Here is a 16,181-nt window from a genome sequence, read left to right as displayed (position 1 = left end):
GCCTCAGTACTTTCCGCCGACTCCGCTGTGCCGGGAGGATGGCCAGCTCTCAAATGCTGTCGCTCTGTAATTCAGCGCTTGCTGTCATCCACGACAGGGCTGTTCAGCGCCAGTGGTTGCGGGGTTAATCCGTTTCGACAAATTCGCTAGTCTCGTTTCAGTCCAACGGGACTCATGAATTAACGGATTAATGAAATGGAAAAGGAAACCCTCATGAACATCCACGAAACCCTGAATTACATCGCTGCCTGTGAGCTGGCTGATCATTGTGCTGCTTCGGCGAACGTCTACGCCGTCATGGGCGGGCCTTCGGCTCTGGCCGCCGCCGTGCCACAAGCCCTGACGCAGGATGCTGGTGACAAAATCAAGGAAGCCGCCGTCGTGGCTAGCAATCTGGTCGCATTTGCCGATGGCGTATCGCGGCAGAACAAGGACGACGTCATGGATTCCTTCCTGTTCGCCACTCTGGTGGCCAACAAGGCGTTCAACCCCGAAACGCAGAGTGATCAGTGGAATGACCTGTTCAAGGAAGTGCTCTCCAATCTCGGCTGGCTTCCCACGCAATGGAACTATGCGCGCTTCCGCGGTGTACAGCAGCGCTTCACCATGGACGAAATCGGGCTTGAAATTTTGAGCTCGGCCATTGCTGCTGCGGCCTTGCCTGGGCCAGCTTCGCTGGCGATGCTGAAAGTCGCTGGAGACGCAGTGGCCACGCTGAGGGCAAAGGAAGAGCCTCTGCGCCTGTTCGAAAGCCAGGCCAAGACGCACCGTGGCGGCAATTTCCGCATTGCCTCCTGCTTCGAAGCGGACGACGGCACTGTCAATCTGGCCATGGGTGCAGTCAGCTTTCAGGCCGATACCGACGTCACCAATGTCCTGTTCTGGGAGTGGCAGAACACTCAGGTCCATACCTGGCAGGGCGAGAGCAGTCTGGTATTCAACACCCGGTTCTACAAGGAAATCCGCAGCGATATCCAGGAAAAGCTGGGGAGCAACGCCAAGAAGGCAATCGACAAATACACGCTCTGAACCCCCTTGTTTACGGAGGCGTCATTCGCCTCCGTGCTCTGGATAAAAGGATTTTTCCATGGAGCAGAAATTAAAGGATGCAGTGGTCGATGCAGGCTGTCTGTTGTTCTTTTCCGACGATCAGGATGTTGCCGGAAAAGCGGATGTGCTCGACGCGCTGTTGTACATCCAGTTGGCCGCTTCGAAGCAGTCCCCGAAGTTCGTAGCGGACAGCCGATGGAGTGACATCTGGCGTGAGGCCGCACTGGATTTCGGCTGGGCATTGAAAGCCAGCGAGCGTATCAGTGCGCCTTTACCGCATGGCAATGCCCAGACATTGTGGAGCCTCGCCAGTCATCTGGCCGAGACGTCCGTGTCACCGGCCATGTCAAGTGTTGCTCAGTCCTGGAGTCGCACGATCTGTGCACAGGTTCCCGTGCATGAGGCGATGGTGCTGTTGGCCCGTGAAACATTGCACCGCGAAGCTGCTTTGGCGGACATGGCAACTCCCGTCACGGATGACCATTGCCTGAAAACCGTTGTGTCACTGCAGATTGGCTTCGTCCGTGCTGATCGCAATGTGGCCCTGACCCAGATCCGTCTGGTTACCCGTCAGTCACTGACGTCAGGGTTTCTGTTCGACACCCTCGACCCCGATTTGATGGAGGGCAACGTCGCGCTGACGTTCTACTCGCTGCAACTAGTGGAGCAACTCTATACGCCGTTTCGCAGTGCGTTCGATCAGGCGCTTGCGCACAGACGCGGCGCGTTGCTCAAGTCGTTCGGGGAGACGCCCCATGTCCGGTGATCATGACGGCTTGCTGGCAGGCTCGAACCTGGTGTCGTTCGCGAGCGATGTTGCCCCCGAATTGCGTCAGGACATTATCGAGTGCTTGCGCTACGCGAATATCTGCGCAGACGCGCTCTATTCCTCTCGGCAGAACTGGCGTGCCTGGTTGAGCACCTATCAGCAATCGATGGCCAGCGCGGGGGCGGCGAGCTTCATGAGCCTTCCAGACCAGCGACTTAAACTCTATAGCTTCAGGGACATTCGTCGGTTGAAGGTCCCGGCTGTGCCGAACGCTCAACAGTTGATTCAGTTATACAGCCGATCGGTCGAGAAGCTTCTCGACAGTGAGCATGCGCAGCTGTTTTTCGGTTCATGGTTCAGCTCCGGGCGCTCTGAAAGCTTTCAGGTGGTGCCGTGTGCGATGCAGGACGAAAAGGAGGCCGTGATCCTGATGTGCGGCCTGGAAATGACGACCATGGCACTCAGGCCGGGGTTTTTCTTCTGGCAAATAATCGGTGGTGAAATGCAGGTGCGCGCCGTGTGTATGGCATTCAGATTCAGCCGCGACAGGTACGAGCCGTTCCGTAAGGTCGTCCAAGAGACGCTCGTGGCGAACGCGGCCCGGCAAGTCATGTATCTCTAGACGATTTCGGGAGGGAAGACCGTGATGACCAGCCACACAGGCAACGCCAGCTATCTGGGCAACAGACCCAGTCTGGTTGCCTTTCTCCCAGGACTTTCGCGCCAGGCACGCGAGGATGTTCAGGATGTCCTGCTGGACGCACAGCTGTTCGCTGACAGGTTGAATGATTTCGATGAGCAGTGGGCCAACTGGATGCACTACTACCGCCATCGGCTCGGCATGCGCGGATTGCAACAGGAAGGTCTGGTGGTGGGTGACTCCAGGGTCTTGAGCTCGACGGAGGACCTGTTTGAGGCAACGTTCAAAGTGACCGGTTCGGCAAGTCGTGAACGTTTGGGCGGCATGGTGCAACGCGCCTTCAGTGCTTTGGGCATCGAGCAGGCCGCAGAGGCTTATTTCCAGCACGGTGTCGATCAGGGCCGCTTGGGCAGTTTCCAGATCGTGCCCTGCGAACGGCTCGACGATAAGCGGGTATCGATGCTGCTTTGCAGTTTGCGCCTGAGTGTCGATGAGCATTCAGGTGGCGCTCGACGGCTGCTGTTTTTTTTCAAGGGCGGCAGTTATGCCTTCGATACCCAGGCCTATGCTGCCCATCGTGATGACGTGAAGCGTTATCTGGGTGGCAAGGCCAGGAACCTGATCAGGGAAACGTCCATCTGACTGCGTCAGGGGACCAGATAACCCCTGACGCCGGTGAAGATGATCTGCGCTGCCAGGGCGCAGACGAAGAGCCCCATCAGCCGACTGACGATCTGCAGGCCCTGATCACCGAGGATGCGCTCGATACGGTTGGAAAGGAACAGCACGACGCCTACCGTGAAACTGGCCAGCGCGATGCTCACGATGGCGGCGATCTTGTCGTCCCAGTGCGGCTGGCTGACACCCATGACCAGCAGTGCACCAATGGTGCCGGGTCCGACGGTGATGGGGATGGTCAGTGGCACGATGGTGACATCCTGTTGGATATTGTCGGCCTGTACCGCCGATTTTCCCTGCGCCATGCCCAGCGCCGAGATGAACAGCACCGTGCCCGCACCGATGCGAAACGCATCGACCGTGATGCCGAAGACGTCGAAGATCACGCGTCCGAACAGGTACAGCAATACGCTTGAGACCAGCGTTGCCAGCGCGACCTTCCAGGCCAGGCGCCTCTGCTCCTTGCGCGAATGGCCACGGGTCAGGCCGATGAAGCAGGACAGGACGAAGAACGGGCTGTAAAGCACCAGCATCTTCAGGTAAACGCTGGACAACACATGGAGCATGGCGTGGGCTCTTGGCGGCAGGAGACGGCCACCGGAGTCTATCAGGCACTGGCCCGACTGACCCGGCGTTGTCAGTTTTGCTGGTAAAGTTCGCCAGCCGATGTGAGCCCGCGCACCTTGTCGCGTTGCTCAACCCAGTGCTCGACCAGCTCACGCAATTGAGACAGCTCGATAGGCTTGGCCATGTGCCCGTCCATGCCTGCCTGACGGGCGCGATCCTTGTGTTCGGTCAGAATATGCGCGGTCAACGCCACGACCGGTGTGCGCACTCGCTGGTTGCCCACTTCCCAGGCGCGCAACTGTTCGGTGGCCGAGAAGCCGTCGAGTATCGGCATTTCGCAGTCCATCAGCACCAGGTCGTAACGCTGCGCCTTCATGGCGCGCAGGGCCTCTTCGCCATTGCTGGCGGTGTCGGGATGCAGATTGAGCTTACCCAGCATGCCGCGGATCACCTTGGTCGAGATCGTGTTGTCCTCGGCAACCAGAATCCGGAAATCGCTTGGCACACACACCGGCATGTTCAGCACCGGCGCCGGGCTGATCGGTGTGACGCCCTTGTTCAATTGGGTCAATTCATCGGCCAGCGTAGTCTTGAGCGTGTAACCGGCCACAGGCTTGGCCAGAATGCGTTTGATACCGGCGTTGCGGGCGATGATCTTGCTTGGCGCGTTGCTGATGCCGGTGAGCATGATCAGCAGGATGTCGTGGTTCAGGCTCGGGTCTTCCTTGATCTTGGCCGACAGCTGCATTCCCGTCATGCCCGGCATGTTCTGATCCAGCAGAACCACGTCGAAATAGTCACGCAGGTGGGCCTTGGTGCGCAGCAGGGCCAGCGCTTCCTTGCCGGACGCCACAGCACTGACATTCAAGCCCCAGGCGCTGCATTGCTGGACCAGCACCTTGCGACAGGTGTCATTGTCATCGACCACCAGCACCCTGGCGTCTTTCAATGGGCTGTCGAGATCGATAGTGGGTTGTTCGAGCAGTTTTTCGTCAAGCGGCAGCGTCAGCCACAGGGTATTACCGGGCGTGCCACTGTTCTGGATGCCGAATTCGCCGTCCATCAATACGATCAACTGTCGGGCGATTACCAGCCCCAAGTGGCCGCCGAGCTTGCTGCTGGCCAGGAAGTTCTTGCTGTGCAGTTCGGCATGCAGCAGTGCGTCACGTTCCTCATCCGACAGCGACTCGCCGCTGTCCTGCACGGAGATGCGCAGGCGCGGCTTGCCGGACTTTGCGGTATCCAGCGCCACGGCGAGGAGGATTTCGCCTTCCTCGGTTTTCTTCAGGGCGTTTTCCAGCAGACTCAGCAACGTCTGACGCAACCGGGTCGGGTCGCCACCAATCACTCGTGGTACCTGCGGCTGAATCAGGCTGATCAGCTCGACCTGTTGCTGCTCGGCCTTGGCGCGGAAAATGTTCAGACAGTCTTCGATCAAGGCACTGATGTCGAACTGCACGTCGTCCAGTTCGATCTGTCCCGATTCCAGCTTGGTAATGTCGAGAATTTCGTTGATCAGCGTGAGCAGTTCGTTGCCTGCGCTGTGAATGGTCTGCACGTAGTCGCGTTGCTTGACCGAGAGCGGCGTGCCCAGCAGCAGCTCGGTCATGCCCAGCACGCCATTCATGGGCGTGCGGATTTCGTGGCTGATCTTGGCCAGAAACTCGGCCTTGGCATTGATTTCGGCGGTACTGGCGGCCTGATCCCGGCTGATGCTGAACCGGTCCTCGGTGATGCTGCGATGACGCTCGCTCAAGGCGATGCTCATCAGCAGCCCGCTGATGCAGAACACACACAGCAGCGCCAGGATCAGCCATTGCGGAGGAACCAGACTCAGCCACAGCAGGCCGGGCAGTACCACCATGTAGCCGATATTGAAGGTGATCATGCCCAGCACGAACAGACGTGCCGAGCGGTAACCTTTCTGCCAGTGCCACACCGAAACCGCCAGGATGCTCAGAGTGGTCATGGACACCAGCACGAACGTCAGGATGTTGATCGGCAGGTTGTCGTCGAGCACCACCAGCAGCGCGCCGATGGCCATGAGCACCGCATTGCCGAGCAACAGCCGGTCCAGCACTTTCACGTTGCGATGAACGAAGAAGCAGTAGGTGTAGATCAGCCCGGCGATGGCGGCCAGCAGCAGGGCGATATGAGCACCGGGCGTCTGGGAAATGTTCCACGACTCGAGCGGACTGAGCAGGTTAAGCAGCAACAGTGCGCTGAGCGCCAGCAACGCTTCGCAGGCAGCCAGCCACAGGTTGCTGCGTGAGCGGGTGTGTCCGTAGCGGGTCAGGTTCTGGACGATGAGCATCGCCAGCGCGCCGAACAGCAGGCCGAACAGGAAGGGTTCGGTTTCATCTGCGGCGCTTTCGATCGCCGGCTCAAGTGTAATGCTGGGGCGCATTTGCTGGGTTGAAACCAGCCTGAGGTAGATGTCCAGCGGAGCAGCGCTCTGCGGTATCGTCAGCAGGAAGTCATTGGACGGCAGTCGCTGATCCTGCTTGGGCACCTCGTTGCCGGTGCGCATGTAATCGACCATGCGGTCACCGTCCATGACATACATGTCTGCGGTGGCCAGATCGGGCGCGAAAATGCGCAGCAATTGTTCATGCTGGGTAGGGTGTTGCCGGTAATGCAGCCAGACCGCACTGTGTCGCCCGGCGGCGGTGACCCGTTCGAGCTCCACGGGGCTGAACTGATTCTGATAACGCGCCGAACGGATCTCATCCAGATCCAGGCTTGCCTTTTCGTCGAGCAACGTTGACCAGCCCGATCCATGATCGGCTTGAGCCGAGAGCATGAAGAGCAAGGTCATCAACCCGACGGTTGAGGCTATGGCAATCCTGAGCCAGCGCACAATCAAATCCCTTCGTGAGTGAATGCCTGGTAAAACTGCGTAGCGCCAGGGTAACCGGCCAGCCTCCTGCAGCAGAGGCCGACCCGGTCGCTTATTCCTGGCTCTCACCACGCTCACGGGCAATGGCGCGATAGCCAATGTCCTTGCGGTAGAAACAACCTTCCCAATCAATTTTCGCCGCCAGCGCGTAGGCATTTTCCTGCGCGGTGCCCACGCTGTCGCCCAGCGCTGTCGCACACAGTACACGACCGCCGCTGGTCACGACACGGCCATCCTGCAGAGCGGTGCCTGCGTGGAAAACCTTGCCGTCCAGTTTCGCCGCATCATCCAGACCGTTGATCGCAGCGCCCTTGGCGTAGTCGCCAGGATAGCCGCCCGCGGCCAGGACGATGCCAAGGCTTGGACGTGGATCCCATTGCGCTTCGATCTTGTCCAGCGCCTGCGCCAGAGCCGCTTCGATCAGCAGGACCAGGCTCGATTGCAGGCGCAGCATGACAGGCTGGGTTTCCGGGTCGCCGAAACGGCAATTGAATTCGATGACCTTGGGGTTGCCTGCCTTGTCGATCATCAAACCAGCATAGAGGAAACCGGTGTAAACGTTGCCTTCCTCGGCCATGCCACGGACGGTCGGCCAGATAACCTGATCCATGACACGCTGATGAACCTCGGCGGTGACCACTGGCGCGGGCGAATAGGCGCCCATGCCGCCGGTGTTCGGGCCGCTGTCGCCGTCACCGACGCGTTTGTGGTCCTGACTGGTGGCCATGGGCAGCACGTTCTTGCCGTCGACCATGACGATGAAGCTGGCTTCCTCGCCATCGAGGAATTCTTCGATCACCACGCGCGACCCGGCATCGCCGAATGCGTTGCCAGCCAGCATGTCGCGTACGGCGTCTTCGGCTTCGGTCAGGGTCATTGCGACAATGACGCCTTTACCAGCTGCCAGACCGTCGGCCTTGATCACGATCGGTGCGCCTTTTTCGCGCAGATACGCAAGGGCTGGCTCGATTTCGGTGAAGTTCTGGTAATCGGCGGTCGGGATCTTGTGACGCGCCAGGAAGTCTTTGGTGAACGCCTTGGAGCCTTCGAGCTGAGCGGCACCGGCGGTTGGGCCGAAGCAGTCCAGATCCCGGCTGCGGAACAGGTCCACAACGCCCGCTACCAGCGGCACTTCCGGGCCGACGATGGTCAGCGAAACGTTCTGCTCGGCGAAATCCGCCAGTTGCTCGAGTGCCAGCACGTCGATAGCGACGTTTTCACACTTGGCTTCAATCGCGGTGCCAGCGTTGCCGGGCGCGACGAAGACTTTTTCCACTCGTGGATCCTGAGCGACTTTCCATGCCAGGGCGTGTTCACGACCGCCACTGCCGATGATCAAAACATTCATGTCAAAAACCTCGATGACGCTAATTCTGTGGAATACCGGGTGGGAGCGGATTTGTCCGCGAAGAGCAATTGCATCCGCAGCATCTGCCGGGCCTGGAATGCAGTTTTCGCGGACAATTCGTTCCCACGGTGCAGGTCAATCAGCCCCGATCAATGCCTGAAGTGACGCATGCCGGTGAAGACCATCGCAATGCCGGCTTCGTCGGCGGCCGCGATAACTTCTGCATCGCGCATCGAACCGCCCGGCTGGATCACCGCAGTGATACCGACCTTGGCTGCATTGTCGATGCCGTCACGGAACGGGAAGAACGCGTCCGATGCCATGACGGCACCCTGCACCTGCAAACCGGCGTGCTCGGCCTTGATGGCCGCAATGCGCGCGGAATTCACGCGGCTCATCTGGCCTGCGCCGACACCGATGGTCTGGCGGTTCTTGGCGTAGACGATGGCGTTGGATTTGACGTACTTGGCGACTTTCCAGGCAAAGATCAGGTCGTGGATCTCGTGCTCGGTCGGCGCGCGCTTGGTCACGACCTTGAGGTCATCGGCAGTGATCATGCCGATGTCGCGGCTCTGCACCAGCAGGCCGCCGTTGACGCGCTTGTAGTCCCAGGCAGGCACGCGCTCGTTCCATTGACCGCAGGTCAGCAGGCGTACATTGGCTTTGCTGGCCACGATGGCCTGCGCTTCAGCGCTGACGCTTGGGGCAATGATCACTTCAACGAACTGACGCTCGACGATGGCCTTGGCCGTTTCGGCGTCCAGCTCGCGGTTGAACGCAATGATGCCACCAAAGGCCGACTCGGCGTCGGTGGCATAGGCCAGCTCGTACGCCTGGCGAATGCCGCCTTCATCATCCGGGCAGACCGAAACACCGCACGGGTTGGCGTGCTTGACTATCACGCAGGCCGGCTTGACGAAGCTCTTGACGCATTCCAGCGCGGCATCGGTGTCGGCCACGTTGTTGAACGACAGTTCTTTGCCTTGCAACTGGGTAGCGGTCGCGATGCCGACTTCGGCAGGCTTGGCTTCAACGTAGAAGGCCGCGCTCTGGTGTGGATTCTCGCCGTAGCGCATTTCCTGAGCCTTGACGAACTGGGTGTTGAAGGTGCGCGGGAACTGGCTGCGGCCTTCGGTGCTCAGAGTCTGTGCGGTCTGGTCGATGCCGCCCAGGTAGTTGGCGATCATGCCGTCGTAGGCGGCGGTGTGCTCGAAGGCTTTGAGCATCAGGTCGAAACGCTGGGCGTAGGTCAGACCGCCGGCTTTGAGGTTTTCCAGCACCTGACCGTAATCGCTGGCGTTGACCACGATGGCGACGTCTTTGTGGTTCTTGGCGGCGGAGCGGACCATGGTCGGGCCGCCGATGTCGATGTTTTCAATCGCGGTCGGCAGATCGCATCCGGGCCTGGAAACGGTCGCTTCGAACGGATAGAGGTTGACCGCCACCAGATCGATCGGGTTGATACCGTGTTCGTTCATGATGGCGTCGTCGATGCCGCGACGTCCCAGAATGCCGCCGTGGATCTTGGGGTGCAGGGTCTTGACCCGGCCATCCATCATTTCGGCGAAGCCGGTGTAGTCGGCCACTTCAACTGCCGCGACGCCGTTGTCCTTGAGCAGTTTGAAGGTCCCGCCAGTGGACAGGATCTCGACGCCGAGCGCTTCGAGCTCACGGGCGAATTCGAGGATTCCGGTCTTGTCGGATACGCTGATCAAAGCGCGGCGGATCGGCAGGCGGGTAGTCTGGTCGGTCATCTCGGTTTCCATCAAAAGCAAAAGAAGTCAGCAAAAAAAGGCGACCGCGGTCAGGTGGGTCGCCTTTTCTGTTTTGAATGCTTAAAGCAGATCGTACTGTTTGAGTTTCTTGCGCAGCGTGCCGCGATTGAGGCCCAGAAGCTCGGAGGCCTTGGTCTGGTTGCCCTTGACGTAATTCATCACGCTTTCGAGAAGCGGAGCCTCGACTTCCGACAACACCAGGTTGTAGACGTCAGTGACGGATGCGCCTTCGAGGTGGGCGAAATAATTGTGCAACGCCTTTTCGACACTCCCGCGCAGGGTCTGGCCCTCTTCGCTCGGCGTGTTCAGGTGCTGTTTCAAATTGACGTTGTCGCTCACGGGTGTTGTTCCACTCACTAAAGTCTCGGTCATCATCGTCATGCGGCCACCTCGTTATCATTCTGGTTATCCGGGCCCTTGCAGCCTTGGCTGAAGAACTCCCGAACGTTGGCGCACTGTGCTTCCGTCTCTTCCAAACGATTGAATCGGGCGCGAAACTCCCTGGCGCCCGGCAAGGTTGCGAGATACCAGCCGACATGTTTGCGTGCAATTCGCACGCCCATCACGTCGCCATAGAACAGGTGAAGCGCTGCCAGATGTTCCAGCAGAATGCGTTCCACTTCGCCAAGCTGCAGAGCCGGGAGTTTTTCTCCGGTGCGCAGGTAGTGTTCTATCTCGCGAAAAATCCACGGCCGCCCTTGGGCAGCCCTGCCAATCAGTAATCCGTCCGCTCCGGTAGCCTGTAGCACGTACCGGGCCTTTTCGGGTGAAACGATGTCGCCATTGGCAAACACCGGGATCGACACGGCCTGCTTGATGGCGGCAATGGTGTCGTACTCGGCCTCGCCGGTGTAAAGATCGGCACGGGTTCGTCCATGGACTGCCAGCGCCTGAATGCCCGCCTGCTCGGCGATTTTCGCAACCGTGAGCCCGTTCTTGTTCTCCCGGTCCCAGCCGGTCCGTATCTTCAGCGTGACCGGCACATCGACCGCAGCCACGACGGCGTGCAGGATTTCGGTCACCAACTGTTCGTCTTTCAACAGCGCTGAACCCGCTGCCTTGTTGCATACCTTCTTGGCCGGGCAGCCCATGTTGATGTCGATAATCTGGGCACCCAGTTCGACATTGGCACGCGCCGCATCCGCCAGCATCTGCGGATCTCCACCGGCGATCTGCACCGAGCGCGGCTCGGGATCACCTTCGTGGATCATGCGCAGCCGCGATTTGCGGCTGTTCCACAGGCTCATGTCACTGGTCACCATTTCCGACACCACCAGCCCCGCGCCCAGTTGGCGGCACAGCTGACGGAAAGGCTGGTCAGTGACGCCCGCCATCGGGGCGAGAATCAAGCCGTTCTGCAATGTATATGGGCCGATGCGTACCGCCGACATAGCCTTACCTATAGTGGGGCCGAATCATCCGCAGGCCGTGTAAAAAACCGTTTCACACGGTCTACAACAGGTCGTCCAGTCAGCTGCTTGTGCAACCGTCAGGCCGAGCCGAGAGTTTGAAAAAGGGTTGGCATGATACCCGCTCTCGATGACTGGATAAAGGCTGAATTGGATAAAATCTGAACAGTTGCTTTTTGGTCGTCGAGAGTCGGGTTTTGGAGCGATTAACCCGTTAACTTCCGCGATTCTGCTGCGTTCTTCGGTGCAAAGCGGTTGCATGACGAGCCGCCACGAGACGGCTGCGTCATTTGGAATGGCTATTCGGGCGAGCGGAAGTTGAGGCTGTAATTCACGGCCTTGGCACCCGGATCGAGGATATCCAGCGCAATATGGATCGGAGTCTGTGGCGGCATCTCTTCCTTGCCGGCCATTTCGCCGCTCAGGTATTCGCCTGGCTTGAACCGACGACTGGCAATCAGCTGACCACTGGTATCGGAAAAACGCAGCTCCAGCAGTGGGAAGGGCTGAGAAAAAGAGGCACGGTTGTAAATGATCGCATCGACCACCAGCGCGCCCTGAAACTCCGGGTGACTGCGCACCACAAGGTTGCTGCTTTTGAGTTGAGAGATGTCGACTTTCGACGGCACCTTGCAGCCGATCTGCGGGCACAGTTGCTGGAACCACGGGCGATACTGATCCTGACGCGCCAACTGATCGAAGTGATACCAGATGTATTGCCCTGCCAGGCCGGCGAGGGCCAGCATAACCAGCAGGCTCCAGGCCAGGCGACGTCCCCAGCGTGGTTTGGGTCGTTGCCAGTCCAGTTGCAGCGGATCGTCGCTCAGGTCCAGCAGGGACTGGTCACGCACCGCGGGTTCGTTACGGGTGCGCTTGCTGCGCGGGTCGGGTTCCGGCTCGTCATCCGCGTCGGCATTGTCATGCAGGTCATCATCGTCGACCGCTGACCAGCGCTCGGTCTTTTCAGGCGCTGGCTGCTTGCGCAGGCTGACGGTTGGCGCCATGGGCTCGTCATCGTCGTCCAGATGATGTCCGGCCGACAGGGAAGGTTCGGTGCGATCGTTGCCCGAGGGGGGTTCGGAGGCCGGAGAATGCTCAGGCTCATCGACCACTTCGGCCTGCAGTTCGGGCAGATGACTCACGTCGTCGTTGTGCAGGGTGTCGACCCAGACCGCATCGTCGTTCTGAGCGCTGTCGCGATGGGCTGTCAGTCGGCTGTCATCGTCACGCTCGACCTCATGAGCCTGACGCTCGAAATTATCCGCTCGCGGCTTGTCGCGTTTTTCCAGGCGAGCCAGCTCTTCGTCCAGGTTCAGATTGTCCAGGTCCATTTCGCTGACCTGCCATGGATCGTCGTCTTCCTCTACGGCCTTGGCCTGTTCGATACGCGGCTGCGACGGCGGCTCTGCTGTCGGTATCCGCGCCTCGGCCGGGGCAGGCCGGAGTGGCTCGGCGACCACTGGCGCGCTGGCCTGCGTGGGCGTTTCAGGCTCGTCGCCGGTGCGCTGCTCCAGCAATTGCCGGGCTGCGTTGAAGACTTGCAGGCAGGCACCGCAGCGCACCACGCCGCGCGCCACGCTCAATTGTGCGTGGCTGACTCTGAAACTGGTTTGGCAGTGCGGGCACTGGGTGACGAAGCTGTCGGTCATGCGGCGGTCCGGTTCAGGCGGCGGTTAACGGCGACGGCCCGTGATGCGTACCCAGCCATCACGGTTCGCGATCGGGTCCAGATCGAATGTAGCAGCATAGGCTGCGGCAACTTCCTCTCCCTGTTCGGCAAGAATGCCGGACAGTGCAAGACGTCCGCCCGGCTTGACCAGTTCTGCCAGCTCAGGTGCCAGCGAAACCAGTGGTCCGGCCAGAATGTTGGCGACCAGCACGTCGGCAGGTTCGCGGGGCAGGTCTTCGGGCAGATACAGCGGGAAGCGTTCTTCAGCGATGTGGTTGCGTCCGGCGTTGTCACGCGACGCTTCCAGTGCCTGCACATCGATGTCGGTGCCGACGGCCTGCCCGGCGCCCAACAGCAGTGCGGCGATGGCCAGAATGCCCGATCCGCAGCCGAAATCCAGTACGTTGCAGTCTTTGAGGTCCTGACCGTCCAGCCATTCGAGGCACAGGGCCGTGGTGGGGTGCGTGCCGGTACCGAATGCCAGGCCGGGATCGAGCAGCAGGTTCACTGCGTCGGGCTCGGGGGCGGCATGCCAGCTCGGAACGATCCACAGGCGCTGGCCGAAACGCATCGGCTGGAAGTTGTCCATCCAGCTGCGTTCCCAGTCCTGGTCCTCGATGACTTCGGCCGTGTGTTCGGGCAGTTCGGCGTCGGTCAGCAGGCGCAGGTGCGCCAGGGCCATCTCGGCGTCTGTATCGGCTTCGAACAACGCCAGCAGGTGGGTGTGTGTCCACAGCGGCGTGGTGTTGAGTTCGGGTTCGAAAATCGGCTGGTCTTCAGCGTCCATGAAGGTCACGGACACGGCGCCGACTTCGAGAAGAGCGTCTTCGTAGGTTTCGGCTTGTTCTGGGCTGATGGCGAGACGGACTTGCAGCCAAGGCATGGCGGATTACCTTCGATTCAAAAATAAGTGCGGGCTTGGCCGCGAGAAGCGGGCAAGTTTACTTCCAAGCGGTGCAAACAACAAAGCCGCATCACTGCGGCTTCGTCGTTCTGAAATACACTGGCTTATTGATTGGCCAGTTTGTGCTCGAGGTAGTGAATGTTGACACCGCCTTCGCAGAAGCCTTCATCACGGGTCAGGTCACGGTGCAGCGGGATGTTGGTCTTGATCCCGTCAACCACGATTTCATCCAGGGCATTGCGCATGCGAGCCATGGCTTCTTCGCGGGTTGCACCCCAAGTGATCAGCTTGCCGATCAGCGAGTCGTAGTTTGAAGGCACCTTGTAGCCGCTGTACAGGTGCGAATCGACACGAATGCCGTTGCCGCCCGGAGCGTGGAAGTGCTTGACCAGACCTGGGCTCGGAATGAAGGTTTTCGGGTCTTCGGCATTGATCCGGCATTCCAGCGCATGCCCTGTGATGACGACGTCATCCTGGGTGTACGACAGTTTGTTGCCGGCGGCGATGCTGAGCATCTCCTTGACGATGTCGATGCCGGTGACCATTTCCGAAACCGGGTGCTCCACCTGAACACGGGTGTTCATTTCGATGAAGTAGAAGCGGCCGTTTTCGTACAGGAACTCGAACGTGCCCGCACCGCGATAGCCGATGTCGATACACGCCTTCACGCAGGCGGCAAAGACGTCCTTGCGTGCCTGTTCGTCGATGAACGGCGCTGGCGCTTCTTCCAGAACTTTCTGGTGACGGCGTTGCAGCGAGCAGTCGCGATCACCAAGGTGGATCGCCTGGCCCTGGCCGTCGGAAATGACCTGGACTTCCACGTGGCGTGGGTTGGTCAGGTACTTTTCCAGGTAGACCATCGGGTTGCTGAACCAGGCAGCCGCTTCGGCGCGGGTCTGGCTGGCGGCTTCGATCAGGTCTTCTTCCTTGTGAACCACGCGCATGCCGCGACCACCACCGCCACCGGCGGCTTTGATGATCACCGGATAGCCCACTTCACGGCCGATGCGCAGCGCCGTTTCTTCGTCTTCAGGCAGCGGGCCGTCAGAACCGGGAACGGTTGGCACTTTGGCGCGCTTCATGGCGTCCTTGGCCGATACCTTGTCGCCCATCAGGCGAATGGTGTCGGCTTTTGGGCCGATGAAGGCAAAACCGGATTTCTCGACCTGCTCGGCAAAGTCGGCGTTTTCCGCGAGGAAGCCGTAGCCGGGGTGAATCGCCGTGGCGCCGGTCACTTCGGCTGCCGCGATGATGGCCGGGATGTGCAGGTAGGACAGGTTGGCGGGTGCCGGACCGATGCAGACGGTTTCGTCCGCCAGGCCCAGGTGCATCAACTCGCGATCTGCCGTGGAATGTACAGCGACGGTCTTGATGCCCAGTTCCTTACAGGCACGCAAGATGCGCAAGGCAATTTCGCCGCGGTTGGCGATCAGAACTTTTTCCAACATCGCAGGCTCTCCCCGGTTCAAACGATAGTGAACAGCGGCTGGTCAAATTCAACCGGCTGACCGTTTTCTACCAGGATGGATTCGATCACACCGGCTTTTTCAGCCGTGATGTGGTTCATCATTTTCATCGCTTCGACGATGCAGATGGTGTCGCCGACCTTGACGGTCTTGCCCACTTCAACGAATGCAGGCGAAGTCGGCGCAGGGGTGCGATAGAACGTACCGACCATTGGCGATTTGACGACGTGGCCATTCAGCGCGGGGGCCGATGGTGCCTCGGCAGCGGCTGGAGCAGCGGCAGCAGGAGCGACTGGCGCAGCAACCGGAGCGGGTGCCGGGGCAGGCGCGTAATACTGCTGTGCAGGCGTCTTGCTGTGACGGCTGATTCGTACGGACTCTTCGCCTTCACGAATTTCCAGTTCGTCGATGCCAGACTCTTCCAGCAATTCGATCAGTTTCTTGACTTTGCGAATATCCATCAATCATCAACTCCCAAGGGGTCTGTAAGTCAGTTCGGCAGCCGGTTCAAAGCCATGAGGTCAGCTTCTGGCTGCACCGTTCATGGCCTGGAGCTAACGGCCAATTGTTCCAGGGCGGCCTCCAGGGCCAGTCGGTAACCGCTGGCGCCAAGGCCGCAGATCACTCCCACAGCAACATCTGAAAAGTAGGAGTGATGGCGGAAAGGTTCGCGTTTGTGCACGTTTGACAAATGCACTTCGATGAATGGGATGCTCACTCCCATCAGCGCGTCACGTATTGCCACACTTGTATGCGTAAAAGCCGCCGGATTGATCAAAATAAAGTCCACGCCTTCATCGCGTGCCGCGTGAATGCGGTCGATCAGTTCGTATTCGGCATTGCTTTGCAGGTACATCAGATGGTGGCCGGCATCGCGGGCGCGCTGTTCCAGGTCCTGGTTGATCTGGGGCAGGGTGACGGTGCCATAGACACCCGGTTCACGAGTGCCCAGCAGATTCAGGTTAGGTCCGTGAAGAACCAGAAGGGTCGCCATTGTGTAGTCCTTT

General features: G+C 59.7%; 15 protein-coding genes. 4 read left to right on the top strand and 11 right to left on the bottom strand.

All coding sequences use genetic code 11. From position 1 onward, the window contains the following. Positions 1–195: 195 nt before the first annotated feature. From BZK31_RS16060 to BZK31_RS16045, 4 genes are read left to right on the top strand one after another with little or no spacing between them, the layout of a single operon-like run. Positions 196–1,029 carry a hypothetical protein gene (locus BZK31_RS16060; RefSeq protein ID WP_083183944.1) on the top strand — a complete coding sequence of 278 codons (834 nt, stop codon included), beginning with the start codon at positions 196–198 and terminating at the stop codon, positions 1,027–1,029. Between the two features lie 58 nt (positions 1,030–1,087). Next, positions 1,088–1,816 carry a hypothetical protein gene (locus tag BZK31_RS16055; RefSeq protein WP_083183943.1) on the top strand — a complete coding sequence of 243 codons (729 nt, stop codon included), beginning with the start codon at positions 1,088–1,090 and terminating at the stop codon, positions 1,814–1,816. Further along, on the top strand, positions 1,806–2,441 hold the full coding sequence (locus BZK31_RS16050; RefSeq protein ID WP_083183942.1) for a hypothetical protein: 636 nt from the start codon (positions 1,806–1,808) through the stop codon (positions 2,439–2,441). Before BZK31_RS16055 ends, BZK31_RS16050 begins: the two co-directional genes overlap by 11 nt. Positions 2,442–2,465: 24 nt before the next feature. Then, positions 2,466–3,101: a hypothetical protein gene (locus BZK31_RS16045; protein ID WP_083183941.1), complete on the top strand. Its 636-nt coding sequence runs from the start codon at positions 2,466–2,468 to the stop codon at positions 3,099–3,101. Positions 3,102–3,106: 5 nt separating this feature from the next. On the opposite strand, the gene BZK31_RS16040 is transcribed toward BZK31_RS16045, so the two are convergent. The 11 genes from BZK31_RS16040 to aroQ form a co-directional block, all read right to left on the bottom strand. Then, complete coding sequence (locus BZK31_RS16040; RefSeq protein ID WP_083183940.1) at positions 3,107–3,703, bottom strand: MarC family protein; 597 nt, start codon at positions 3,701–3,703, stop codon at positions 3,107–3,109. Positions 3,704–3,774: 71 nt separating this feature from the next. Next, on the bottom strand, positions 3,775–6,564 hold the full coding sequence (gene retS / locus BZK31_RS16035; RefSeq protein WP_083183968.1) for a hybrid sensor histidine kinase/response regulator RetS: 2,790 nt from the start codon (positions 6,562–6,564) through the stop codon (positions 3,775–3,777). A gap of 91 nt (positions 6,565–6,655) precedes the next feature. After that, entirely contained in the window at positions 6,656–7,951 is a 1,296-nt protein-coding gene (purD, locus tag BZK31_RS16030; RefSeq protein ID WP_083183939.1) for a phosphoribosylamine--glycine ligase, read from the bottom strand. Positions 7,952–8,100: 149 nt separating this feature from the next. Then, a complete protein-coding gene (purH, locus tag BZK31_RS16025; protein ID WP_083183938.1) occupies positions 8,101–9,705 on the bottom strand; it encodes a bifunctional phosphoribosylaminoimidazolecarboxamide formyltransferase/IMP cyclohydrolase in 1,605 nt (534 codons plus the stop codon). A gap of 81 nt (positions 9,706–9,786) precedes the next feature. After that, a complete protein-coding gene (gene fis / locus BZK31_RS16020) occupies positions 9,787–10,107 on the bottom strand; it encodes a DNA-binding transcriptional regulator Fis (RefSeq protein ID WP_002555375.1) in 321 nt (106 codons plus the stop codon). Then, the gene (gene dusB, locus BZK31_RS16015; RefSeq protein ID WP_083183937.1) at positions 10,104–11,117 is read right to left on the bottom strand and encodes a tRNA dihydrouridine synthase DusB; all 1,014 of its coding nucleotides are present in this window, start codon (positions 11,115–11,117) and stop codon (positions 10,104–10,106) included. Before dusB ends, fis begins: the two co-directional genes overlap by 4 nt. A 317-nt stretch (positions 11,118–11,434) precedes the next feature. Further along, on the bottom strand, positions 11,435–12,784 hold the full coding sequence (locus BZK31_RS16010) for a DUF3426 domain-containing protein (RefSeq protein ID WP_083183936.1): 1,350 nt from the start codon (positions 12,782–12,784) through the stop codon (positions 11,435–11,437). 24 nt (positions 12,785–12,808) lie between these two features. Continuing rightward, entirely contained in the window at positions 12,809–13,687 is an 879-nt protein-coding gene (prmA, locus tag BZK31_RS16005) for a 50S ribosomal protein L11 methyltransferase (RefSeq protein WP_083183935.1), read from the bottom strand. A 125-nt stretch (positions 13,688–13,812) separates the two neighbouring features. After that, a complete protein-coding gene (gene accC / locus BZK31_RS16000; protein WP_083183934.1) occupies positions 13,813–15,156 on the bottom strand; it encodes an acetyl-CoA carboxylase biotin carboxylase subunit in 1,344 nt (447 codons plus the stop codon). Positions 15,157–15,173: 17 nt separating this feature from the next. Beyond that, complete coding sequence (gene accB / locus BZK31_RS15995; RefSeq protein ID WP_083183933.1) at positions 15,174–15,635, bottom strand: acetyl-CoA carboxylase biotin carboxyl carrier protein; 462 nt, start codon at positions 15,633–15,635, stop codon at positions 15,174–15,176. An 80-nt stretch (positions 15,636–15,715) separates the two neighbouring features. After that, positions 15,716–16,168, bottom strand: coding sequence for a type II 3-dehydroquinate dehydratase (gene aroQ / locus BZK31_RS15990; RefSeq protein WP_083183932.1), 453 nt, complete (start codon positions 16,166–16,168; stop codon positions 15,716–15,718). Between the last annotated feature and the right edge of the window lie 13 nt (positions 16,169–16,181).

It is taken from the genome of Pseudomonas floridensis, assembly GCF_002087235.1.
Classification (GTDB): domain Bacteria; phylum Pseudomonadota; class Gammaproteobacteria; order Pseudomonadales; family Pseudomonadaceae; genus Aquipseudomonas; species Aquipseudomonas floridensis.
This window is presented reverse-complemented; position numbering and strand designations above follow the sequence as displayed.